The sequence below is a fragment of the Gemmatimonadales bacterium genome, assembly GCA_041390145.1.
Classification (GTDB): Bacteria; Gemmatimonadota; Gemmatimonadetes; order Gemmatimonadales; family GWC2-71-9; genus SPDF01.
In genome coordinates this window covers 224484-245025 of record JAWKQM010000004.1, presented here as the reverse complement: position 1 = coordinate 245025, position 20542 = coordinate 224484, and the positions used below count along the sequence as shown (strand labels likewise).

25 protein-coding genes are annotated in these 20542 nt (G+C 67.5%); 9 read left to right on the top strand and 16 right to left on the bottom strand.

Translation table 11 applies throughout. The features are described from left to right. Positions 1–158: 158 nt before the first annotated feature. The 9 genes from R2910_04665 to thiO form a co-directional block, all read right to left on the bottom strand. Positions 159–755: a porin family protein gene (locus tag R2910_04665; protein MEZ4412262.1), complete on the bottom strand. Its 597-nt coding sequence runs from the start codon at positions 753–755 to the stop codon at positions 159–161. 146 nt (positions 756–901) lie between these two features. Beyond that, on the bottom strand, positions 902–1474 hold the full coding sequence (locus R2910_04660) for a hypothetical protein (protein MEZ4412261.1): 573 nt from the start codon (positions 1472–1474) through the stop codon (positions 902–904). A gap of 30 nt (positions 1475–1504) precedes the next feature. Then, positions 1505–2203 (bottom strand): porin family protein, encoded by a 699-nt coding sequence (locus R2910_04655; protein ID MEZ4412260.1) that lies wholly within the window; start codon positions 2201–2203, stop codon positions 1505–1507. A gap of 138 nt (positions 2204–2341) precedes the next feature. Beyond that, on the bottom strand, positions 2342–2938 hold the full coding sequence (locus R2910_04650; protein ID MEZ4412259.1) for a porin family protein: 597 nt from the start codon (positions 2936–2938) through the stop codon (positions 2342–2344). A gap of 157 nt (positions 2939–3095) precedes the next feature. Beyond that, entirely contained in the window at positions 3096–3737 is a 642-nt protein-coding gene (locus tag R2910_04645) for a porin family protein (GenBank protein ID MEZ4412258.1), read from the bottom strand. A gap of 129 nt (positions 3738–3866) precedes the next feature. Further along, on the bottom strand, positions 3867–4451 hold the full coding sequence (locus R2910_04640; protein ID MEZ4412257.1) for a porin family protein: 585 nt from the start codon (positions 4449–4451) through the stop codon (positions 3867–3869). A gap of 188 nt (positions 4452–4639) precedes the next feature. Continuing rightward, positions 4640–5638 (bottom strand): TlpA disulfide reductase family protein, encoded by a 999-nt coding sequence (locus tag R2910_04635; protein MEZ4412256.1) that lies wholly within the window; start codon positions 5636–5638, stop codon positions 4640–4642. Positions 5639–5822: 184 nt separating this feature from the next. Beyond that, complete coding sequence (locus tag R2910_04630; protein ID MEZ4412255.1) at positions 5823–6647, bottom strand: DUF1684 domain-containing protein; 825 nt, start codon at positions 6645–6647, stop codon at positions 5823–5825. Continuing rightward, positions 6644–7753: a glycine oxidase ThiO gene (gene thiO / locus R2910_04625; protein ID MEZ4412254.1), complete on the bottom strand. Its 1110-nt coding sequence runs from the start codon at positions 7751–7753 to the stop codon at positions 6644–6646. The genes R2910_04630 and thiO overlap by 4 nt, the downstream gene beginning before the upstream one ends. A gap of 73 nt (positions 7754–7826) precedes the next feature. Here thiO and R2910_04620 point away from each other — a divergent pair, with 73 nt between their 5' ends. Beyond that, positions 7827–8042: a hypothetical protein gene (locus tag R2910_04620; protein MEZ4412253.1), complete on the top strand. Its 216-nt coding sequence runs from the start codon at positions 7827–7829 to the stop codon at positions 8040–8042. 76 nt (positions 8043–8118) lie between these two features. On the opposite strand, the gene R2910_04615 is transcribed toward R2910_04620, so the two are convergent. Genes R2910_04615 through R2910_04595 form a run of 5 tightly spaced genes read right to left on the bottom strand, consistent with a single transcriptional unit; the run spans position 8119 to position 13521 of the window. Next, the gene (locus R2910_04615) at positions 8119–9072 is read right to left on the bottom strand and encodes a hypothetical protein (protein ID MEZ4412252.1); all 954 of its coding nucleotides are present in this window, start codon (positions 9070–9072) and stop codon (positions 8119–8121) included. Then, positions 9069–9839: a DUF3108 domain-containing protein gene (locus tag R2910_04610; protein MEZ4412251.1), complete on the bottom strand. Its 771-nt coding sequence runs from the start codon at positions 9837–9839 to the stop codon at positions 9069–9071. Before R2910_04610 ends, R2910_04615 begins: the two co-directional genes overlap by 4 nt. Then, positions 9836–10576 (bottom strand): glycosyltransferase family 2 protein, encoded by a 741-nt coding sequence (locus R2910_04605; GenBank protein ID MEZ4412250.1) that lies wholly within the window; start codon positions 10574–10576, stop codon positions 9836–9838. Before R2910_04605 ends, R2910_04610 begins: the two co-directional genes overlap by 4 nt. 6 nt (positions 10577–10582) lie before the next feature. Continuing rightward, positions 10583–11653: a glycosyltransferase gene (locus R2910_04600; protein MEZ4412249.1), complete on the bottom strand. Its 1071-nt coding sequence runs from the start codon at positions 11651–11653 to the stop codon at positions 10583–10585. Next, a complete protein-coding gene (locus tag R2910_04595) occupies positions 11650–13521 on the bottom strand; it encodes an ATP-binding protein (protein MEZ4412248.1) in 1872 nt (623 codons plus the stop codon). Before R2910_04595 ends, R2910_04600 begins: the two co-directional genes overlap by 4 nt. A 13-nt stretch (positions 13522–13534) precedes the next feature. Between R2910_04595 and R2910_04590 the strand changes: the two genes are divergently transcribed. Beyond that, entirely contained in the window at positions 13535–14257 is a 723-nt protein-coding gene (locus R2910_04590) for a hypothetical protein (protein MEZ4412247.1), read from the top strand. 4 nt (positions 14258–14261) lie between these two features. Here the strand turns inward: R2910_04590 and R2910_04585 are convergent, their stop codons facing one another. After that, positions 14262–14747 (bottom strand): hypothetical protein, encoded by a 486-nt coding sequence (locus tag R2910_04585; GenBank protein MEZ4412246.1) that lies wholly within the window; start codon positions 14745–14747, stop codon positions 14262–14264. A 139-nt stretch (positions 14748–14886) separates the two neighbouring features. Between R2910_04585 and R2910_04580 the strand changes: the two genes are divergently transcribed. Genes R2910_04580 through R2910_04570 form a run of 3 tightly spaced genes read left to right on the top strand, consistent with a single transcriptional unit; the run spans position 14887 to position 17125 of the window. Beyond that, entirely contained in the window at positions 14887–15051 is a 165-nt protein-coding gene (locus R2910_04580) for a zinc ribbon domain-containing protein (protein MEZ4412245.1), read from the top strand. A 2-nt stretch (positions 15052–15053) separates the two neighbouring features. After that, on the top strand, positions 15054–15572 hold the full coding sequence (locus R2910_04575) for a hypothetical protein (protein ID MEZ4412244.1): 519 nt from the start codon (positions 15054–15056) through the stop codon (positions 15570–15572). 26 nt (positions 15573–15598) lie between these two features. Further along, positions 15599–17125 carry a peptide MFS transporter gene (locus R2910_04570; protein ID MEZ4412243.1) on the top strand — a complete coding sequence of 509 codons (1527 nt, stop codon included), beginning with the start codon at positions 15599–15601 and terminating at the stop codon, positions 17123–17125. 42 nt (positions 17126–17167) lie between these two features. Here R2910_04570 and R2910_04565 read toward each other — a convergent pair whose 3' ends face one another. Then, positions 17168–17533 carry a sulfite exporter TauE/SafE family protein gene (locus R2910_04565; GenBank protein ID MEZ4412242.1) on the bottom strand — a complete coding sequence of 122 codons (366 nt, stop codon included), beginning with the start codon at positions 17531–17533 and terminating at the stop codon, positions 17168–17170. A gap of 72 nt (positions 17534–17605) precedes the next feature. Here R2910_04565 and R2910_04560 point away from each other — a divergent pair, with 72 nt between their 5' ends. The 4 genes from R2910_04560 to R2910_04545 are packed head-to-tail and all read left to right on the top strand — an operon-like array spanning position 17606 to position 20452. Beyond that, positions 17606–18478 carry a PHB depolymerase family esterase gene (locus R2910_04560; GenBank protein MEZ4412241.1) on the top strand — a complete coding sequence of 291 codons (873 nt, stop codon included), beginning with the start codon at positions 17606–17608 and terminating at the stop codon, positions 18476–18478. Positions 18479–18514: 36 nt separating this feature from the next. Further along, positions 18515–19156, top strand: coding sequence for an SCO family protein (locus R2910_04555; protein ID MEZ4412240.1), 642 nt, complete (start codon positions 18515–18517; stop codon positions 19154–19156). Further along, entirely contained in the window at positions 19153–19578 is a 426-nt protein-coding gene (locus R2910_04550; protein MEZ4412239.1) for a copper chaperone PCu(A)C, read from the top strand. The genes R2910_04555 and R2910_04550 overlap by 4 nt, the downstream gene beginning before the upstream one ends. 10 nt (positions 19579–19588) lie before the next feature. Beyond that, on the top strand, positions 19589–20452 hold the full coding sequence (locus R2910_04545; protein MEZ4412238.1) for a cytochrome c oxidase assembly protein: 864 nt from the start codon (positions 19589–19591) through the stop codon (positions 20450–20452). Positions 20453–20542: the final 90 nt, after the last annotated feature.

Sequence of the window (20542 nt, the reverse complement as noted above, 5' to 3'; positions counted from 1 at the left end):
CGGCGAAGGCCGGGAAAGCCCGGCCAAGTCAGGGTAGGAAACTAGTCGCCCGGAGGGGGCACCGGAAGATGTTCCACTGCTTTGGGATAGGCGGTGCGGGGGACAAAGCGAGCGGCCCCCCGGATCCGTCCGGGGGGCCGCTGGCGGTGCCGCGGGAGCTAGTTGATCCCGACGCGGAGCAGGACCATCAGGGCCGAGTTCTTCCCCTTCTCATCCTTGATGGCATCGGTGAAGCCGTAGTCATAGCGGATGTCGAAGCCCCAGGCCTCCTTGCGGAAGCCGACGCCGATGGTGCCACCGAAATCGGTGCTCGCGTCGACACCCTGGTCCGAGCACGGCACCGCGAGGGTGTCGACCACCGTGTTGCACTTCACGTTCAGCCCGATGTACGGGCCGACGTAGGCAAACGGGCCGCCACCCTCCGTGAATTCGTAGCGGAGGAGGACCGGAATCTCAACGTAGTTCAGGTTGAGCGTGACCTCGGTGTCCTCGATACCCGCACCCTTGTTGATATACAGGATTTCGGGCTCGACCATCACCGATTTGGCGACCGGAACGGAGACGAAGAATCCGCCCGCGAAGCCGGTGGATGACCGGACGGAGACCGAATCCACGCTCATCAGCGTGGTAAAGGCGGCGCCGCCGAGGAACCCCGCCTTGGTCTGCTGCTGGGCTGACGCCGACGTGACGGTGAGTGCGGTGGCAGCCAGGGCCAGACCGGCGAGTGTGGAACACCGACGAAACCAAGTACGCATGAGGGCCTCAAGGTAGAGGAATTGCCGCCGAATCCGTTCGTTGTCCAGCCGGAACGGATGGATAGTACGGCGGGACTCGGCGATGGGGAAGGGGGGGGATTCTCGACCCCTGATCTCGGGATTTGGGACCGCCGGCCGTCGGTGCGCTACTTGAGGAACACCGAAAGTCCGAAGAAGGCGCCAAACGATGTCGTCGCGCTGAAATCACCCTCAAAGCCGTAGTCAAAACTTGCCTGGAGCCGCAGGGCTGCGGCGTCGTTGAGGGCCAGTTTCGTCCCCACCCCGACGCCGATGGCGAACTGGTCCGAGGACTGCCCCCCGCCACTCGCGTGGTTCACCGTCACTTTGGGCGCGAAGTACCCTCCCTTGCGTCCCCACCCCTTGTCGAAGTAGTACGGCACCGCCACTCCGAGGCTGAGTATCGTTGCCGTTTCGCCGCCGCTGCTCAGGACGCTGGCGGCGATGGTCGGCTCGATGGCCACCTCGGGTGACAGGTAAACCCCGAGTGCCACGGAGCCGCCGCCGAATCCGGTGAAGATGCCATCGTTCGCGCCCCCCGTGGCCAGTTCGAAGACGCCATTACAGCCGTTACAGGTGGTATACCCGAGTCCGAGGATCCCGGCGGTCAGTTCGATGGCCTTTTCCTGCGCGGTGAGGGGCGAGGCCCCGCCGAGCGGTCCCAGAATGCCGAGTGCAACGACGAGAGCCCTGCAGTTCATGTCAGTCTCCTGAGTAGGGACGACCGGAGCCTAGGTGCCGATCCGAACGAGTGCTGCCAGGACGCGATTCTTGGCGTTCACGTCAGCGCCATCCGCCGTGCCCACAGCATTGCTGAAGTCGAGTTCAAATCGTGCCTCGAATCCGACGACCCCGCGCTTGAACCCGGCGCCGACGACTCCCCCGATGGTGTTCTTCGGGCGAAACGCGCCGTCACTGCAGGCCTGAGAAACGTCGTAGCCCGAGACAGCTGCCTTGGTCGACGTGGCGCCCGGAAGCGGGGGAGCGTTGTAGGTATCGTACGACTCCTGGCAGGCGACGTTGAACCCGAGCGTCGGTCCGGCCAGGAAGTAGATACCGCTACCGGCGTTGAGCCTGTACCGGGCGACGACGGGGATCTCGAGGTAGTCGAGGGCCAGCATGCCGTGGAGTGGACCGTTCTCCCAACCAGCGCCCTTCATGGCGTACAGGGCTTCTGGCTCAAGGATCCACGACTCTGAAACCTGGATGCCGAGAAAGATGCCGCCCATGAAGCCCGTGCGATTTGTGGACCCGTATGTGCCGCCGCCGCTGAGGCTAGAGTTGTCCACGCCCGCCAGGACGCCGATCATCTTCGGCTCCTGGGCAGAGGCAGTTCCGTTCAGCGAGAACAAAAGGGTGGAGACGATCCAGAGGAAGGATGCAGGTATACGCAAAGGAGCCTCCGGGCGGTAGTGAGCCAGAGCGGGCACTGCATTCTCTACGGCTAGACGCTAGTACGCCAGCTGCCGGTTCGCCAGGAAGTGCTCCGGTCACGCAGGTGCAAGGAAGACAAAACAGCCCCCCGGCAATCGCCGGGAGGCTGTCTCGTTTCCAATGGTCGGATCGTGTTACTTGATCATGATCCGGGCGAGGATTTCCCACACGGCGTTCTTCCCGTTCGAATCCTTGAACGCGCTGCCGAAGTCGAAGTCATAGCGCCCTTCGAGGCCGAAGCGGTTCTTCTGGAAGCCGAGGCCCACGACGCCACCGAAGGTGGTGTTGGTCTGGAGGCCGAGGCCGTTCGTGTCCGAGCAGTCAACGTCGGTGGAGCCATCCGTGATCTTGCACGAGATGCTGAAACCGACCGCGGGGCCGGCGAGCAGGTACGGACCACCGTTGTTGTTGAAGCTGTAACGAACCAGCACGGGGATTTCGATGTAGTTGTTGTTCAACTTGAAGTTGGAATTTTCGCTGTCCTGGGCGCCCTTGCTGGCGTACAGCACTTCGGGCTCGATGGCCACGCGGTCACCCATGGGGATGGCCACGTACAGGCCACCGACGAAACCAGTCTTCGAGCTCGTGCCATCGAAGTCGGTGCCCGTGATATCGGCGAAATCCACACCAGCGACGATGCCGAACTGCTTGGCCTGCTGGGCCTGGGCGGTCATGGCAGTCGCCGCGAGGGCGACGGCGGTCACGGCAAAAATCCGGAACGACTTGCGCATTGCGATCTCCAAAACGAGTTGTGAAACGGAACTGCAGGAAAAACGACCTTTGGTGCTCACTACTGGAACAACCACTCTTGGACAGCAAGGCCCGCGCCACCGCCGATGGAACGACCCCCGGGACGGTCCGGGGCCGTCGAACTAATGCTGCGGGCAACTATTTCGTCACGCGCAACAAGATGGCCCACACCTGGTTCTTGCCGCAGATGTTCCCGCCACTCGAGGTACCGAGGTCGACACAGATGGCGTCACTCAGGTCGAAGTCGTACCGCCCCTCGATGCCGAATCGTCCATTGCTGAAGCCGAGGCCGACGACGCCGCTGATGGGCGACTTGACCGACACCTCGGGGTAGTCGCTGCACTTGTCGGTGTAGTCGGTGCCCGACTCCTTGTCGGTGCCGGAATCCTCACAGGCCACGCTGAAGTTGATGGCCGGACCAGCCATCAGGTAGACGCCCTGACCACTCGGCTTCGCGGACCACTTGAAGAGGACAGGGATCTCGATGTAGTCGTGCTTCTCAGTTCCTGAATAGTCCGTATTGTCGTACTTCTCGCCCTTCATGGAGTAGAGGACTTCCGGCTCGATCGCGATGTTGCCGCCGCCGACCGGGATGGTGTAGAACAAGCCGCCCATGAACCCGGTTCTGGACGAGTTCCCGTCGGACGCCCAATCTCCAGTCATGGTGGAGAAGTCCACACCAGCCACAATTCCCATGGTCTTTTCCTGGGCCTGGGCAGTCATGGCGAAGGCGCTGAGCGCCAGGGCCGCGAGGGCTGAAATCCGGATCAACTTGCGCATTGCTCGCTCCTTTGCTGATGGGGTACAGTCCAACGGCTGCCGTGCACTACATCCAGCCACGTAGTATCGGGTATGTCGTATGAACCTCCCATGAAGGAGGAATGAACGGCCCTCTGGCCCGACGGGCGGTTACCGGCTCCCAAGGATGGCGAACCGGCCCATCAGCGACCAGACGCCATATGACGCGTTGACCCCGTCGAAAGTGTCGCTGAATCCGGACTGATAGTGCGCCTCAACCCCCAACCGCCCGAACTGGATACCCAACCCGGCGATACCGCTCCAGAGGCTCGAATTTGAGGCGTCGCATTCGCCGGAGGTGCCCGATGAGTTGGCGGTGCAGCTGACCTCCCAGCTGATGGCCGGCCCGGCAAAGATGTTCAGGTGGCCGAAGTAGACCTTGAGCAGCATGGGAACCATGATGTAGCCCTGGGCCACATCGATGTCCCCCGTGGTCGAGTCAGTCCCCGTAAATCCCTGGCCCTGGAAAAGGAGCTGCCCCTCGGCGGAGAAGCGGTGCCCCAGGTAAATGTTGGCGTACGCGCCACCGGCGCCGCCAGTCTTCGCGCTGACGTTGATCTGGTCTGCGTCGCTTCCCGTCAAGGTGGCGGAGTTGACGCCGCCAGTGATTCCGATGGCCAGCTGGGCCGAGGCCGGGCGGGCCAGAATGAGCGCGAGGCCGAGCACAAGAACGATCCTGCCGAGACTACGGGTCATGCGAACGACCTCCCCCTGAATGTGCGTTTTGGGCGGACGACCGCCCCGCCGGCCCGGGGCCAGACGCCACCACGATGGGCAATTCCCTCTAAAAGCGCAAGGGTCTGCATGCCGATAACCTGTAATGATGGTAGTGATTTAGACACCCGGACCTCAAGTAGGATATCGGGTCCAGATGCCGTCCGAACCTACTCCGCGGCCAGAAGCTCCTCGACATACGAGTGCAGGTCGGCCTTGAGTTTCGTGTGCTGGGCACCGGTCGCCGGGCCATAGAAGCCGGCGTGGATCTTCCGGATCCGGCCGGTCCGGTCCAGGAAAAGCAGGGTGGGATAGGCGGTGAAGCCGTCCAGCTGCGGGAGGGTGGCGGCGGTCAGTTCGGTGTCATTGAGCCCGGCCAGCAGGATCGGCCAGGGAATCCCGAACTTGTCCCGGAACCGCCGGACCAGCTCCCCGTCGACCTCTGGGTCTCCCGTGACCTCGTAGGCCAGGCTGACCACCTCGAAGCCCCGGGCATGGTAGTCCCGGTAGAGCTCCAGGAGCGTCGGCGCGGCATCCTGGCAATTGGGGCACCAGGTCCCGAAGATGTCCACCATCACGATCTTCCCCTGGAAGCGGGGATCCTCGTTCGTCACGACCTGCCCCTGGAGATCGGGGAAGGCGAACTGGAATGGCGCGGTCGTATCGGCGGTGGTGACTTCGGTGGGAGGCTTGAGGTGCGGGCTCCCGGTGGGCCGCGCGGCCGAGAATGGAGTCTGGCTCCGGAGCCCGGCGTGGAACGTCCCGACGAGGCTGTCTCCGACCAGCTCCCCTGTGATCATGTAGACGAATGAGCCATCGAAGTGGCCGACCGAGAACTCCCTCCCCGAGGCCCCGCCCCAGAAAGCGCCGTAGTCCCCCGAGTTGGAGAGGACGGTGGCCCCAAGCCCGAGCGGTCCGTTGGCGAACTCCAGGATGCGCGGCGTTTGCCGGCCCTCCGACCCGAACCAGGCGTCCCACCTGCCCAGCAGTTCCGGTGGCGCCTCTTCCACCGGCCAGCGGCCCCTGGCCGCCCGAAAGGGGATGGTCCGCGGACCGCGATTGCCGACGTTGGAGTAGGCGCCGACGAGCGAGTCGCCCCGTTGCACCGCGCGAATGGAGGCCGCATAGTCGCCGATCTCAAAGAGCACCGTGTCGCCAGTTACCCGCACCGCCGAGAAGGGCTCGCAGAAAGTCCCGTTGCAGAGCTGGGCGGAAGGGAGGGTGCCGTCGTCGACCTGGATCGAAAACCTGAGCGTCCCGCCGGCGAGATCGAGCGCAGCCCGCCACGGCCCGGCGAGCGGGGCGGTGGCAGGCAGCAGGGCGGCGAGCAGGAGGAGAGTCAGGGAAGTCAGGCTAGCTCCCAGGCTTGGAGGGCAGGTACTTCTCGCCTGCCTCGATTGATGCGGGAATGGTGTTGCCGGACCAGGGTACTGGGCAGGGGTACACCGAGCTGTAGGCGCAGAAGGGGTTGCGGGCGCGGTTGAAGTCGATGCGGTAGGCGCCGGTGGAGGTCGGCGTGAGTTCCACGAACCGACCAGCAGGGTAGGTGCCGTGGTCGTTGGATTGGTCCCGGAAATAGACCTGCAGTTCGGTCTCTTCGGTCCCAGGGATCGGCAACCGCATGACCAGCAGCCGGGTGGTGGCGCCTCCGATGGTCACCGAGACGTAGCCGACCGTCTCTCCTTCGACATCGATGCCGTCGAGCGTCAGCACCCGCCGACGCGAGGGCGGCGTGGCGGCCTCCAGCGGCACGGTGAATGTGAGCTGCGGGTTGACCGCATACCATCCTGGGACCGTGCCCCCCGGCTTGCCGTACACCAGGAGCACCGGGCTGCGCCCACCCCCGATGACCTGCAGTGTCCATGGGGGCATGGCGATGGGTCGTCCCTTCGGGAGCAGGCGGCTCTTCCCGTCAGGGCCCTGGTAGGTGACCGCTCCCTTTCGCTCCGTCACTGACGCCGGCCCGAAGCCTGGAAGCGGGATATCTGCGGTGTCCGGCCCGAGGGTGACCATGCCGCTGAGGCGCTGCATCGCGACGGCTGCCAGTGGGGAAGTCGCGGCCGTGGTCAGCCAATCGGCGTACGCCTTGCGCTCCGCCCCGAGCGAGGAAGATCCCTGGGCCTCGACGCTGCCCGACGCGAGGGTCAGGAGCAGCAGCGCGGCGGCGGCTGGCCTCACCACTTCCAGAACCGGCCGGGGTCGAAAGCGTGCAGGTCCTCGATGACCGTCGGTTCCCCGACGATCAGCTGCCGGATGAGGACGCCGGTGATGCCGGAGAGGAGAATGCCGTTCCGGCCGTGCCCGGTCGCGTACCAGAGCCCGTTCAGCGACGGATCCCGGCCGAGCAGTGGGAGGCCGTCGGCGGACACCGGGCGGAGGCCCGACCAGGTGCGGGTCACCGGCGACTTGGCGAGGGCAGGACAGAGCTGGCTCGCCCCGGCGAAGATCCGCGCGAGCCCGGCGGCGGTGACCTCGTTATTGAAGCCGGCGTATTCCATGGTCGAGCCGACCGTCACCTCATCGCCGCGGCCCATCAGGTAGGCCCCCTTGCCGTAGACGATGGCACGTCCCATCCCCTCGGGTGCCGGGAGCGCCGCCATCTCGCCCCGCACCGGCGCGACGGCCAGCGGGCGGGGCAGCCCCTCGATCATGCCCGACCACGCGCCGGCCGCGATGACGACGTCCAGCGCAGCGTACCGTTCGGCCCCACGCACCGCGGCGACCTTGTCGCCGTGCCGCTCGATGGCCACCACGCGGTCCTTGATGAGCTTGGCGCCCAGCCGCACCGCGTCGGTGCGGAGCGCCTCGACCAGTCGCTGCGGATCGACGCCCCCGCCGGCAGGCGCCCACAGCGCACCGCGGGCCGGTCCCAGCCAGGGCCAACGGGTGCGAGCCTCCTCGGCATCGAGCCAGTCGACGTGCAGCGATTGCTGGCGCTGGTGCGCCACCCGGGCCCGCAACAGGGTCTCGTCGGCCTCGTCGAACGCCGCGTGGGCTATCCCATCCTGGCAAAGCCCGATATCTGCGCCGATCGACTCCTTCAACCGCTCCGCCAGGACGACGAGACGATCCCGCCCGGCCACCCCGAGCGCGACGGTCGGATCGTCGCTGTCCCGGGTTTCGACCTCGGGTGCCAACATGCCGGCCGCGGCGCGCCACGCCTGGCCCTCGTCGCCATCGGGGTCCATGAAGGCCACAGAACGACCGGCCCGTGCCAGTTCCCGGGCACAGGCGGCGCCGATTGCGCCTCCACCGACAACGATAACATCAAATACAGTAGTCACTTACAGCTCCACGAAACTTTTTGAAACATCCGGGCGTATAGGTGCCACGACCGTCAACCTGAAGGGGTGCACCATGATCCGCTCAATTACAGGCTTCGCAGCGTTTGCAGTGATTGCCATGATCGTCTTGAAGCTGCTCGGCTCCGTGTTCGGCATCTTCCTGAGCCTCGTCGGTACGATCATCTACTTCGCCTTCTGGGGCTTCATCATCTACCTCGTCCTGCGTGTGTTCAGCCCCAGCACGGCGGACAAGGTGAAAGAGACGATTTCAGGCAAACCAGCCGCCTGATTCGCAACGGAACTCCTTCAGGTCCTGACGCGCCCGGTGCTCCCGGGCGCGTCTTGCGTTCCGGGGACCCGCGGACCTACGCCGGCAACTGCTCGAGTACCGCCCAATAGAGCATAGGGAACATCAACTCGTGGTGGCCGGTGAGTTGGATTCCCGTCCCCCCGGCGAGCGTGGGGCGCTGCACCACGTTCATCCGCGGCCGATAGTGCCGTTGCATGTCGAAGTCGGCGGCCAGGAAGTGCGTCGGCTTGCCCCCGCCAAGATTCCGCGCCACGGTCAGCGCCTTGAGGAAGACCTCGGGCATGATCACGGCGCTCCCCCAATTCATGACGACGCCTCCGTCGTCAATGTCGGGAAGCGACCCGGCCAGCCGCAGGAAGTCACGATGGCTGGTGGCACCCATGGCGGCGCCATCGGCCGTCGGGTGCTGGTGGATGATCTCGGCGCCGACGGCGGTGTGCACGGTCACCGGGATGTGGTGCCGGAGGCACGCCAGCAGGACCGAAACGTCGTTGCCGGGGCGCTCCTTGAGTGCCGCCAGGTGCGCGGCGAGCCCCTCTCCCATCCCCATGTCGGCCTTGGCAGCGGCGCCGATGGCCGCGTTCATTTCCCGTCCCGTCTCCTCGGCCATGCCGAAGGTGCCGTCGGCAAGTCCGGCCGCCACGTCCTCGCTCGTTCCGCCAAAGGCGGCCAGCTCGAAATCGTGGATGGCCGCCGCGCCGTTCATCGCCACGTGGGTGACGATGCCGCGCCGGATCCAGTCGGCCACGAGCGGGCCCAGGCCGACCTTGATCACGTGGCCGCCGAGCAGGAGGACCACCCCGCGCCCGTTGCGTGCCGCGCCCGCCACGGCGTCGGCCGTCGTGCGGAGGTCGCGGGCGGCGAGAACATCCGGCAGGCTGTTGAGGAAGGCGCCGAAGGAGCGGTCGCCCTTTGGTGGATGGGCAAGCAGTCCCGGTTCGACCTTGTTGGCCCGGTTCGCGACCGGGACGGTCCGAATCTTCGTCAGGTCCGGTTCGCGGTAGGTCATGTCGGGGAGCCGTCGCCCGCCGCCGGGAGCGGTGGCAACTGCATCTCCTTCAGGCGCATCGTGATGGTGCCGAAGGGGAAGCGAATCCGGATCTGGACCGGGATGCGGCGTTCGTCGTCCGTCAGCCAGACCCTGGTGTCGGACTGCCGTCCGAAGAGGCTGCCCTTTTCCCCCACGATCGGCTGTACCACGAGGCACTGGACCTTCGATCCGTCGGGGAGTTCCATCTCCTCCCGCTTGTGCACCTTCAGCACGACGGGATTCAGCTCCTTCCGAAAATACCTGTCGAACTCGTACGTCTTCCCGACCTCGAGCGGCGTCACCCGGACGAAGTAGAGGAATGCGGCATCGTCGATGGGGAACTGCGACGAGAGCCCGGTCTTGTTCCGGGAGAGTTCGTGGTAGAGGCCGGAGTCCGGGAAGATTTCATAGTGCCGGAAGCGGGTCTTGCCCCCTTCGAACTGGCGTTGCACAAACCGCCGGGACAGCAGGTCGTCGACGCCGGTCCACGACTCCAGCGTGTCATCGAGGCTGTAGATGGGGACGCCGCCTGCCAGCGTGAACTGGAACACGAAGGCCTCGACGCCCCGCACCGTATCCCGGCGGGCCACCTCGACATGGCCCTCGCCGAGGGTCAGGATGCCGAGCTTTGCGGAATACGTCAGCCGCTCGCCGACGGCAAAGGGGTAGGCAGGCGTGGTGGCTTGCGGCGCCGGGGGCGCCGCGAGCGGCGCCTGCAGAGCGAGGAGAAGCGCGACGCCGATCATCGACCCGCCGCGGTGGCAGGGAGCCGTAGCCGGCCGGCAGTGCGCCACAGCGCCTTGGCCGCGGCCCACGGGTCACCCTCGATGGGCCGCTGCAGGAGGTCGTAGCGTTCCCGTGTCGGCACGCCCTCGACTCGGCGGGACACCGCGGCTGCCCGTGCGATCAGCTCGGCATTCGCCGCCCATCCGTCGGCGGTGAGGACGGCGCCGTCGCCCGGAAGGGCGTCTTTGGCCACGCTGAGCCGCATGGCCAGGAAGCCGGAGGCGGTGTCGCGGACACCGGGAACACGCACCCGACGGCGCAGCAACAGCGGCGCATAGCGACGGAGCCAGCGGTGCCCACGGGTCGGGGCCCCGTCGCCCTGGCTCTCGGCCACGATCAGGTCCGCGCCGCTGTCAAACTTCTTCAGCAGTTCGGGAATCGTGGCCGGATCGTGCAGGAAGTCGGCTCGCAGCACGACCGCCGAGTCCCGCCGGGGGCGGTCGCTGAGGGCGACAGCATGCCTGAGGAGGCGCTCGAGAGTGCGCGCATACCCCTGGTGCTTCTCCGTCCGGAGGATGGTCAGCGGCAGAACCTTCGCGTAGGGCGCCAGGACCTCCCGGGTGGCATCGGTGGACGCGTCGTCCCCCACGAGCAACTGGTACTCGCGGGGAGTGGACGCGAACACCTGCCGGATCTTCCAGAGGAGGAGGCCGACAGTGGGCGCTTCATTGCGGCTCGGTATGCAGATATAAAGCATTGCTCATCATCGGTCTGAAGTGAGGGAACGATATACCCGTAAGACGCCCTCGGCCATCCTTTCGTCGCCGTACTGGCGGACCGTCTCGCGTCCCCGTGCCGCCAGAGCGGCCCGTGCCGTGGGGTCGTCCAGCAACTCCAGGACAGCTGTGGCCAGTGCCGCGGGCTCCCTGGGCGGCACCAGCCGACCCGCGCCGCCCTCCAGCAACCCGGCGATTCCCCCCGCCCGGGTCCCGACGATCGGGGTTCCCAGGGCCATCGCCTCGAGCACGGATGTGCCGAGTCCTTCGCGAATCGAGGACATCACGAACAGGTCGGCGAGGGCCACGAACCGTGCCGCGTCGGGCACGTCCCCCAGGAGGTGCACGCGGCCGCCGAGCCCAAGCTCTGCAATCAGCCCCTCGAGGGAGGCGCGGAGGTGTCCCTCGCCGGCGATGGCCCAGTGCAGGTCTGGGCGGCGCCCAGCCGCGATGCTCGCGGCCCGGATCAGCGTCGCGTGGTCCTTCACCCCAACCAGCGCCCCGGTGGTGATTACTAGCGGCGTGCCCGGGGCGAGTCCAAGTCTGGGGCGGAGGTCTTCCGGGGGAATGGCGGCGACTTCCGCGACCGGAATGCCGTCGTGGACGACGGCGATTTTCGATGCGGGCACGCCCCGCGCGGTCAGCGCCGCCTCCACCGCCCCGGACACGGCGATGATCCGGTCGGCGCGATGCCAGAATCCGGTGCGGCGCAGGGGTACGTCCACCCGTCGGGTGGCGACTAGGGCGTGGCTGGTGACGAACGACGCGAGCCCGGCGAGGGTGAGGGCGTGGCTGTCGTGGGCGTGCAGAATGCTGCGCCGGTCGGCGGCGCGCAGGGTGGCGAACAGCGCGCGCGCGTCCAGCGCCCCGCTCCAGGTGGGCGCCACCGTGGGCACCCCGGCCGCCTCGAGCCGCCGCGCCAGCTCACTTCCACGGCCGGTGACGACGACCTGGGCGACATCGGATTGCCGCGCCAGTGCGCGCGCGAGCAGCCAGACCTGCCGCTGCCCCCCTCGCCACTCGCGTCCTGAGGCGACATGGACGACGCGCATGCTCATGCCGGCGGCGTCGGCACCGCGCGGGCGAGGAGCGCCCGCAGCTCGGCGAGGCTGAACGGCTTGTTCAGGAACGGGTGTGCCTGCGATTCGAGAAACGCGGTGGTGTCGCCGTGCACGGTGTCGCCGGTGCTGAACACCACGCGGCTGGCCGCCTCGGGATTGCGTCGGTTGAGCGCCTCGAAGAACTCGCGCCCGGTGAGCCGCGGCATCCGCAGGTCGGAGATGATCAGGTCGAAGTCGCCGTCGGCCGCCAGCACGAGCCCTTCCTCGCCGTCGCCCGCCACTTCCACGCCGTGCCCCCACGCCTCGAGCGTGGCGCGCATATAGTGCAGGATGTGCGGTTCGTCGTCGATGACCAGGATCCGCAGCGGTGGGGTGCTGGTCTCCGCCGGTGGTGGGATCGGGTCCACGGCGCTTCGGTTGCTCCGCGGCAGTTCGACGGTAAAGCGCGCGCCCTGGCCCGGCGCGGTCGAGAGCACGATCCGTCCGCCGTGCTCCTTGACGATGCCCTGGCAGATGGAGAGCCCGAGCCCGGTGCCCTGGCCCTCGGGCTTGGTGGTGAAGAACGGCTCGAAGACCTGGGCCGCCACCGCGGCCGTCATGCCCGGGCCGTCGTCGCTGACTTCCACGGCCACGCCGTCCCGCCAGGGACGGGCGCGCACGACGACCCGCCCGGCGCGGCCGGCGGATTCAATCGCGTGCGCCGCGTTGTTGATGAGGTTGACGAAGACCTGCTGCACCTGGCCCACGTCGGCGTCGATGGCGGGGAGGCCTTCCTCGACGTCGAGGAGCACCTCGACACGACGGGAGACCATCTGGGTGCGGAGCAGGGTGATCGTGGCGTTGAGCAGCGGCTCCAACCCGATGGCACGGCGGGCGTGGTCCTGCTTCCGTGCGAAGTTCAGCAGGTTCCGCACGATATTGGCGGCGCGCTCGGCCTCCTGCTGGATGACGCGGACCGGCTCGACCAGGGGCGGGGGAACGTCGCGGCCCTCCAGCAGGAAGTCCGCGAACCCGATGACCGAGGCGAGGGGGTTGTTCAGGTCGTGGGCGATACCGGCGATCAGTTGTCCAATCGCCGACATCTTCTCAGATTGAATCAGTTGATCCTGCAGGCGGCGGCGATCGGTCTGGTCTTCGAAGACGAGGACCGCATCGCCCGGCAGATGCCCGATGAGGTAGGCGCTGACGGCGAAGGTGCGCACGCCGGCGCGCAATTGCACTTCGCCAGCGGTGCCGGGGGTCGCGAGGGCGGCGGCAACTCCCTCGCCCCACGCCGGCGGTACCAGGGCCAGCCAGGGCCGGCCTGCGATGGCCGTGGTCGGGGCATGCACCAAGTCGGCAAACGCACGGTTGGCCCGGCGTGCCCGGCCCTGCCCATCGACCAGGCAGAGGGCATACGGCACGGCATCGACCAGTCGTTCCCAGGAGCGGCGCGCCTCCTCGTGCGAAGCTTCGCGACGCAGTGTCTCCACCGCGAGGGAGGCCGTTTCGAGGTAGGACGCCAGCACCACCCGGTCGGCCGGCGCGACCGTGCGGCCGCGGATCAACAGCGCGGCGGCGCCGACCGCGTTTCCATCCACGACGATGGGCGCCGCCACCCAAGTCCCCTCGGCGCTGCCACTCTCGATCGGGCCGGCCAACGCCGCCTCGAGGGGAGGCTGCGAAGTGGTGCGATCTTCCGTTGGCACGGGGATGGGCACGAGGATTGCGCGGTGCCTGTCGTACATGGCGGTCGCCACCACGGCGTCCGGCAGGAGGGCCCGGAGGGCCTCCCCCAACCGGACGACCACCTGCGGTTCCTCGCGGGCGGTGAGCAGGGAGCGCGAAAACTCCGTCAGTCGACGGAGCGTGACAGAATCAATCACGGGGGACCACCTGATGATTGTCGCGGACACCCGAGGACACCTCGAGCCATCCGACCTGCAACTCGTCCTCCTGCTGCTGGCGGGAGGCTCGGCCGTGGCGCGCAGTCGCTGGGAGCGCCGCCTGGCCCAGGAAGGACCCGGTCCGTTGCTCGACGCGCCGGAACTGGCGGAGCGCCTCCTCGCGGTGCGGACGCTGCTGGCCCCCTCGGAAGCACTCTTCCTCTACGTGATGGTCCGGCACGCGCTCCGCGCCGAGGGTGTGGACGATGCCGACCTGGCCGACTACCTCGCGGCGCTGCTGCTCGCCTTCGGTCAGCGAGATCGGGCCTGGCGCGTGGATTGGAACGACGACCAGCGGCATCGGTACCTCGTGGACATCGTGGCCGACCTTGATCAGACGGAAGGTGACCGGCGGTTCAAGGTCATGGCGCACCTGGGGAACTACGCGCTCTGGCTGGCCGGGATCTTCCCCGACTACATCGCGGCTCGGCGCGTCCGCCGGGGCGGCCCCGGCCTGGGCTACTACGATTCGCTCGGGCGGCGCGGGTACGCGCTGGCCGCCGATCATGCCCTGGCGGACCGCATGGGGCTCGAGACGGTGTTCCGGACCGCGGCCGAGCGATATCCGGTCGTGCGTGGCGCCCTCACCGCGCTCAGCGACCGTGTCTTCTTCCCAAACATCGTGACCGACGACCGCATCGCGCGGGCCCGCCACCGTGGGGAATGGCTGCTCTAGTCCCCTATCGCAACACCGAATCGGGGAAGACGGGGCACTTCGGGTCTTCGTACTTGCCCGGGTTCAACTGAATGCCCAGGAGTGGTACGGTGGCGGACTCGATCGTCACCGATCCGAGCACCGGCGCCTGCGCGATGGGGGCGCCTTCGAATAGCATGACACCGCGCGCCGACCCGTCCGTGTTCAGGACCACCACGCCAAACCCCGGCGTGACGTTGGCCGGGAGCGATCCCTCGACGCCGATGACCCACCCGGAGTCGGTCCGCCCCACGATTGCCGGCATCGCCGCTCCCACCGCCATTCTGGCCACCAGCTTCGGCGGCAGCGACTCCGGAGGCAGGCCCAGGGTCTGGCCCGGAACGGCAAACTCCGCGAGCAGCAACGATGGGCCGGCGAGCGAGGCGACGCCGCAGGAGGAACGCGGGGTCCCGTCGCCGCAGGCGGAGAGCAGCAGGAGGGGAAGGAGCGCAAGGCCGGGGTGGCGGATCATGGGGTCTCTCCGGGTCGGTGTCGCCGGGGGCACGAACGTCGCCGAAAGTTACACCGGGAGGGCAGGGCTGGGGACGCCTCGCTTGACGCCCCTCGGGCCGATCCGTAACATTCCCCATCCTGCCAGAAAGGCTCGACCAGTGGCATCATACGATTATCGTTGCACCTCCTGTGACCACGCCTTCACGCGGCACCTGCCGATGCGGGATCTCGGCCGGGTGAAGGTGACCTGCCCGGCCTGCGGATCCGCCAAGGTCGAGCGGGTCTTTACCCCGTTCTACGCCAAGACGATTCGGAAGTCCTGAGGGTGTTCGAGAACCTGCGCGACCGCCTCGATCGGTTTCTCGCTGAGCGGACGCCGCCGGCCGATGCCCGGGAGCAACAGCAGGCGCTGCACGCGGCGCTCGTGGACGCCAAGGTCGGACTCGCGACGATGCGCGACGCCCTGGCCGCGGCCGAACGTGCGCTGGCGCAGGAGCGGCAGCAGTTGTCCGACGCGGCGCGGCGCGGGGGGATGGCCGCGGAGATCGGTGACCAGGAGACGGCAGAGGTGGCCGACCGCTTCACCGCGCGGCACCGCGAGCGGGTCCAGTTGCTGGGGCGGAAGGTGGAGGTGCAGCGCGATGAACTGGCGCTCGCCGAGCGGGAATACGAGTCGATGCGATTGGAGTTCCAGCAGCGCCGGGGCGCCGCGCCGCCGGTGCCCGGGGTCGGCCCCGAGGTCGACGATTCGGGATTACAGCACCAGTTGGACCGGGCCGCGATGGAATCGGCCGCGGAGGCGCAACTCGCCCACCTGAAGCGGAAGGTGCGGGGCGAGGGTTAGTCCTACTTCAACCAGGAGTCAGCTTCGTGGCCACTGCAACATCGCCGGCGAACGATACCGCTTTCTTCGGGCACCCCCGGGGGCTGTCCACACTCTTCTTCACGGAGATGTGGGAGCGCTTCGCCTACTACGGCATGCGCGCCATCCTCGTCCTGTTCATGACGGCCACGGTCGCCACGGGTGGGCTCGGGATGGACGTGGGTCGGGCGGGCGCGATCTACGGGACCTACGTGGCGCTCGTGTATATGCTCGGGCTGCCCGGCGGGTGGGTGGCCGACCGGATCCTCGGCCTCCGGCGCTCGGTGTTCTACGGCGGCATCCTGATCATGCTCGGGCAGCTCAGCCTGGCAGTGCCCGGGGCGAAGCTCTTCTACCTCGGCCTGGTGCTCATCATCCTCGGTACCGGCCTGCTGAAGCCGAACGTGAGCGCCATCGTCGGTGAACTCTACGGCAAGGATGACCAGCGCCGCGACGCCGGCTTCTCGATCTTCTACATGGGCATCAATCTCGGCGCCTTCATCTCGCCGTTGATCGTCGGCGGGCTCGCCCAAGCCCCCGGGTTCAAGGAGTTCCTCGCGGGAATGGGGTTCAACCCGGCGACCTCCTGGAACTGGGGCTTCGGCGTTGGCGCCGTGGGAATGCTCTTTGGCGTGATTCAGTATCGGCTCGGGTGGAAACACTTCGGTGACGCCGGCATTCACCCGAGCGTGCCGCCGGAGTCCGAAGAGGGGCGGTCGGCGCGGCGTCAGCTGGTCAACGGGATCGTCGGTTTCCTCGTGCTGATGGCGGCGATGGCCGTCATGGTTCGACAGGGGATCGTGAGCGTCGAAGCCATCACAGACGGATTCAAGTGGGTCTACCTGGCGCTGGTCGTCGCGTTCTTCATCTGGCTCTTCGCCGGCAACAGCTGGACGAAGGAGGAGCGGAAGCGGTTGATCGTCATCGTGGTGCTCTTTGTCGGTGCCGCCATCTTCTGGTCGGCGTTCGAGCAGGCGGCCACGAGCCTCAACCTCTTTGCGCTGAACAACACCCGGAACAGCGTCTTCGGATTCACCTTCCCCAGCAGCTGGTTCCAGTCGGTCAACGCGCTCCTGATCATCATCTTTGCGCCGATCTTTGCCTGGATCTGGCTGGCGCTGGGCAAGCACGATCCCTCGAGCCCGGCGAAGTTCGCATTCGGCCTCGTGTCGGTCGGTATGGGGTTCGTCGTGATGGTGGCGGCGGCAAAGGCGTCGGCAAACGGCGTCCTCGTGAGCCCCTGGTGGCTGGTGGCCACCTACCTGCTGCACACCATCGGTGAACTGAGCCTGAGCCCGGTGGGCCTGAGTTCCATGACCCGGCTCGCACCGGATCGGGTCAAGGGAATGATGATGGGGGTCTGGTTCCTCGCGGCGTCGATCGGCAACCTGATCGCGGGCGGTGTCCTCGGCTTCTACGCCAAGTTCACCCTGCCGCAGGTGTTCGGCGCCGTGGCCGGCTTCGCGATCGTCTCGGGCCTGGTGATGTTTGCGCTGGTGCTGCCGATCAAGCGGATGATGGCCCGGGCCGACTGAGTCGAGGCGGTTCGGCCGGGTACCGCGATCGGCGCGGGGCGCTCAGCGTCCCGCGCCGATCCACATCCGGACCGCGAGGACGATCAGGAAGACGGCGAAGAGTCGCTGCAGCGTGGCGGGCGGCGTACCGATGGCGAGCTTCGCGCCGAACCAGACGCCGAGAAAAAGACCGAGCGCAATGAGCGCGGAGGCCTTGACGTCGAGCAGGCCTTGTCGGTGGTACTCCAAGGCGCCGAGAAGCCCGACAGGGAGAAGCAGCGCCCCGAGTGAGGTGCCGGTGGCGGTGAGAATGGGCATCCGGAAGCCAAGCACCAGCGTGGCGACAATGACCACACCGCCGCCGATGCCGAAGAGGCCAGAGAGGACACCGGCGGCGAGGCCAAGCCCGAGGAGGAGCATGAGCGACATGACGTGGGGCTCCCAGTGGAGGAATGCCCACAAGTATGACGGGACCGGGAGACGCGCGCTACCGGGGTGCCGGTGAGCGCCGCCCGGGAGGTCGTCGTGGCGCGGCCCGAGGGGATACGGCGCGCTCTGCTCCGCGAGCCGCCGGGGCCGGACACGGGCCGGCGGCGTCCGGCGGTGATGCTCCTGCACGGCGCCGGCGGCACCGCCAAGCTTGCGCTGGAAAACACCGGATGGACCAGGATCGCCGATCGGGAGGGACTGCTGCTGGTGTATCCGGAGGGCACCCGCCGCGATCCCGCAGCGCCGCCGAAGTTTCTGCAGAATCCGCAGGCCTGGAACGACGGCTCGGGCCGGGGGCACACCGCGCGCACGGGCGTGGACGATGTGGGGTTCCTCGCCGCCTTGATTGATCAACTGGTCGCGACGCACCACGTCGATCCTGCCCGCCTCTACATGGCGGGCTTCTCCAACGGCGCCGCGATGACTTTTCGCGCAGGGGCGGAGCTGGCCGGCCGGGTGGCAGCGATCGGGCCGGTCTCGGGTCACTGCTGGGTGTCGCCCCAGGCCACGGACACGCCGGTGCCGGCGCTGATGATTTTCGGTGGGGTGGATCCGCTGAACCCTGTGGATGGCGGCGAGGTGAAGACGCCCTGGGGGACGGTCGAGTACCACCCGCCGATCCTCGAGTCCTTCGATCGGTGGCGCGCGTTCTGTGGGTGTGCTGGGAGCCCGACGCGCAGCGAGGCCATCCCAGGGGTGCGATCGTTCCAGGCCGCCGAATGCCCCGGCGGAGGCGCGGTCGGGTGCATGATCGTCGAAGACTTGGGTCATCACTGGCCGGGGGGCCCGCGCCTGCTGCCGCCGTGGGTGGCCGGCCCGGCGAGCACGAGGCTCGATGGCGCTTCCGCACTCTGGGAGTTCTTCCAGTCTCACGCGCGGCGGTGACTTCGTTTCCCACGTGGTCGTGATAGATTTCCCCGCATGTCACTCCGACGCATCTCCCTCGCCGGTGTCACCTCCCTCGTGCTTCTCTCCGCTGCCTGCGAGGGGCGTCGCGCCCCGTCTGTCGGCACGCCGGAGGCGGGAGGAGAGTCGGTCGCGCGCGAGTACCCCAACCCCCGTCCCAAGCCCGACTTCACGCTGACGGACACCGAGGGCCAGCCGTTCGCGTTCCGCGAGGCGACCGAGGGGCAGATGACGCTCCTCTTCTTTGGGTATACCAGCTGTCCCGACGTCTGCCCGCTTCACATGGCCAACATCGCCGCGGCGCTGAACAAGATTCCCGACGCGGTGGCGCGACAGGTCACGGTGGTGTTCGTAACCACCGACCCGGACCGCGACACGCCGGCGGTGATTCGCGCCTGGCTCGATCACTTCGACAGGCGGTTCATCGGGCTCACCGGCACGCAGGCCCAGGTGGACTCAGCCCAGATCGCCATGCGCATTCCGCCGGCCTACAAGGAAGAGCCGGTTGATGGCCGGCCCTACACGGTCGGGCACGCCGCGCAGGTGATCGCGTTTACCCGGGATGGGATGGCGCGCTTTGCCTTCCCGTATGGCACGAGGCAGTCGGAGTGGGCCCAGGAGATTCCCCGGCTCGTGGCATGGCCGGACACGCCATGACTGCCCGAGTCCTGCTGCTCCTCGTGCTGACAGCCTGTGCTGCAGAGGGGCCGCCCATCGAGGTGCGGGACGCCTACAGCTATGAGTCGGTGCTCGGCAACGTCGGGGTCGTGTATTTCACGATCGAGAACCGCGGCGCCCAGCCCGATACGCTCGTCGACGTGGAAGTCTCAGGGGCCCTGGTTGCCATGGTGCATGAACAGGTGGCCCAGGGCGCCATGGTGGAAATGCGGCACGTCGGTCCACTCCCCATTCCCCCGGACAGCACCGTGGTCCTCAGGCCGGGCGGCCTGCACGTGATGATGGAGGGCCTTGATCAGGCCCCGGTGGCCGGGGACACGCTGACGGTCACGGTGCGTTTTGCCCGCGGACAGGAAGTCGTCGTCCTGGCTCCGGTCATTCCCTACGGGGCCGAGCCGTGAGGCGCCGCACATGACCTGGTGGTGCTCCGCCCGTGACGTGGCCTGGAGTTGGACTTGGCAGGCGTATCCGGGGGTCTGGCTCTTCATCGTGGGAATCGGGCTCGGGTTTGCGCTGCTGGTCCGGCGGCTCGCTCCGCAGCATGCACCCCCGGGGCACCGGCCGATCTCACGGGGACAGACCGCATCGTTTGCGGCAGGGCTGCTCCTGCTCTGGGCGTCGACCGACTGGCCGATCGGTGCGCTCGGTGCGGGGTACCTCCTCACGGTCCACACTGCGCAGTGGATTCTCTACACCCTCGTCGTGCCGCCCTTCCTGCTGCTCGGTGTGCCGGAGTGGCTGTCCCTCGCTGCGGGCACCGCGTCACGCGCTGGACGGGCGCTGCGCCTGCTGGCACGCCCGGTCGTGGCGCTGCTCATCACGGACGCGATCCTCCTCGGGTCGCACCTGCCGCCAGTGGTAGACGGCTTTCGGCGTACTCAGTGGGGATCGTTTACAGTCGACCTGGCCTGGCTCATCGGCGGCCTGGTCATGTGGTGGCCCGTGCTTGCGCCAAATCCCTCGATCAGTCGCGTCTCCTACCCATGGAAGATCGGGTACCTCTTCCTCTGCACCCTGGTCCCGATCGTTCCCGCGGCCTTCCTGACCTACGCCGACTATCCGCTCTACGCGCTGTACGAACTGGCGCCTCGCGTCAACAACATTTCCGCCATCGCCGATCAGCAGGCCGCGGGCCTGATCATGAAGGCGGTGGCCGACCCGATCATCTGGCTGGCGATGGCGATCGTGTTCTTCCGGTGGCAGCGGGTGGAGGAGGCGGCAGATAAGGCGGAGCGAGAGGCGCGGAGGGTGGCTGTCGGAGCTGCGGGGCGGTGAGGAGGCAGAGAGCGCTCAGCCGCGTCGCCCCGGCGGATGCGAAGCTGTCATTGGCAATCGCATGCGTGGGCGGATCCACTTGTGCCGGAT

Excerpts from the sequence above, each read along its gene's own strand:
- R2910_04665 (MEZ4412262.1), bottom strand. The coding sequence starts at position 755 with ATGCGTACTTGGTTTCGTCGGTGTTCCACACTCGCCGGTCTGGCCCTG.
- R2910_04660 (MEZ4412261.1), bottom strand. The coding sequence starts at position 1,474 with ATGAACTGCAGGGCTCTCGTCGTTGCACTCGGCATTCTGGGACCGCTC.
- R2910_04650 (MEZ4412259.1), bottom strand. The coding sequence starts at position 2,938 with ATGCGCAAGTCGTTCCGGATTTTTGCCGTGACCGCCGTCGCCCTCGCG.
- R2910_04645 (MEZ4412258.1), bottom strand. The coding sequence starts at position 3,737 with ATGCGCAAGTTGATCCGGATTTCAGCCCTCGCGGCCCTGGCGCTCAGC.
- R2910_04640 (MEZ4412257.1), bottom strand. The coding sequence starts at position 4,451 with ATGACCCGTAGTCTCGGCAGGATCGTTCTTGTGCTCGGCCTCGCGCTC.
- R2910_04620 (MEZ4412253.1), top strand. The coding sequence starts at position 7,827 with ATGATCCGCTCAATTACAGGCTTCGCAGCGTTTGCAGTGATTGCCATG.
- R2910_04615 (MEZ4412252.1), bottom strand. The coding sequence starts at position 9,072 with ATGACCTACCGCGAACCGGACCTGACGAAGATTCGGACCGTCCCGGTC.
- R2910_04610 (MEZ4412251.1), bottom strand. The coding sequence starts at position 9,839 with ATGATCGGCGTCGCGCTTCTCCTCGCTCTGCAGGCGCCGCTCGCGGCG.
- R2910_04605 (MEZ4412250.1), bottom strand. The coding sequence starts at position 10,576 with ATGCTTTATATCTGCATACCGAGCCGCAATGAAGCGCCCACTGTCGGC.
- R2910_04600 (MEZ4412249.1), bottom strand. The coding sequence starts at position 11,653 with ATGAGCATGCGCGTCGTCCATGTCGCCTCAGGACGCGAGTGGCGAGGG.
- R2910_04590 (MEZ4412247.1), top strand. The coding sequence starts at position 13,535 with ATGATTGTCGCGGACACCCGAGGACACCTCGAGCCATCCGACCTGCAA.
- R2910_04585 (MEZ4412246.1), bottom strand. The coding sequence starts at position 14,747 with ATGATCCGCCACCCCGGCCTTGCGCTCCTTCCCCTCCTGCTGCTCTCC.
- R2910_04565 (MEZ4412242.1), bottom strand. The coding sequence starts at position 17,533 with ATGTCGCTCATGCTCCTCCTCGGGCTTGGCCTCGCCGCCGGTGTCCTC.
- R2910_04555 (MEZ4412240.1), top strand. The coding sequence starts at position 18,515 with ATGTCACTCCGACGCATCTCCCTCGCCGGTGTCACCTCCCTCGTGCTT.
- R2910_04550 (MEZ4412239.1), top strand. The coding sequence starts at position 19,153 with ATGACTGCCCGAGTCCTGCTGCTCCTCGTGCTGACAGCCTGTGCTGCA.
- R2910_04545 (MEZ4412238.1), top strand. The coding sequence starts at position 19,589 with ATGACCTGGTGGTGCTCCGCCCGTGACGTGGCCTGGAGTTGGACTTGG.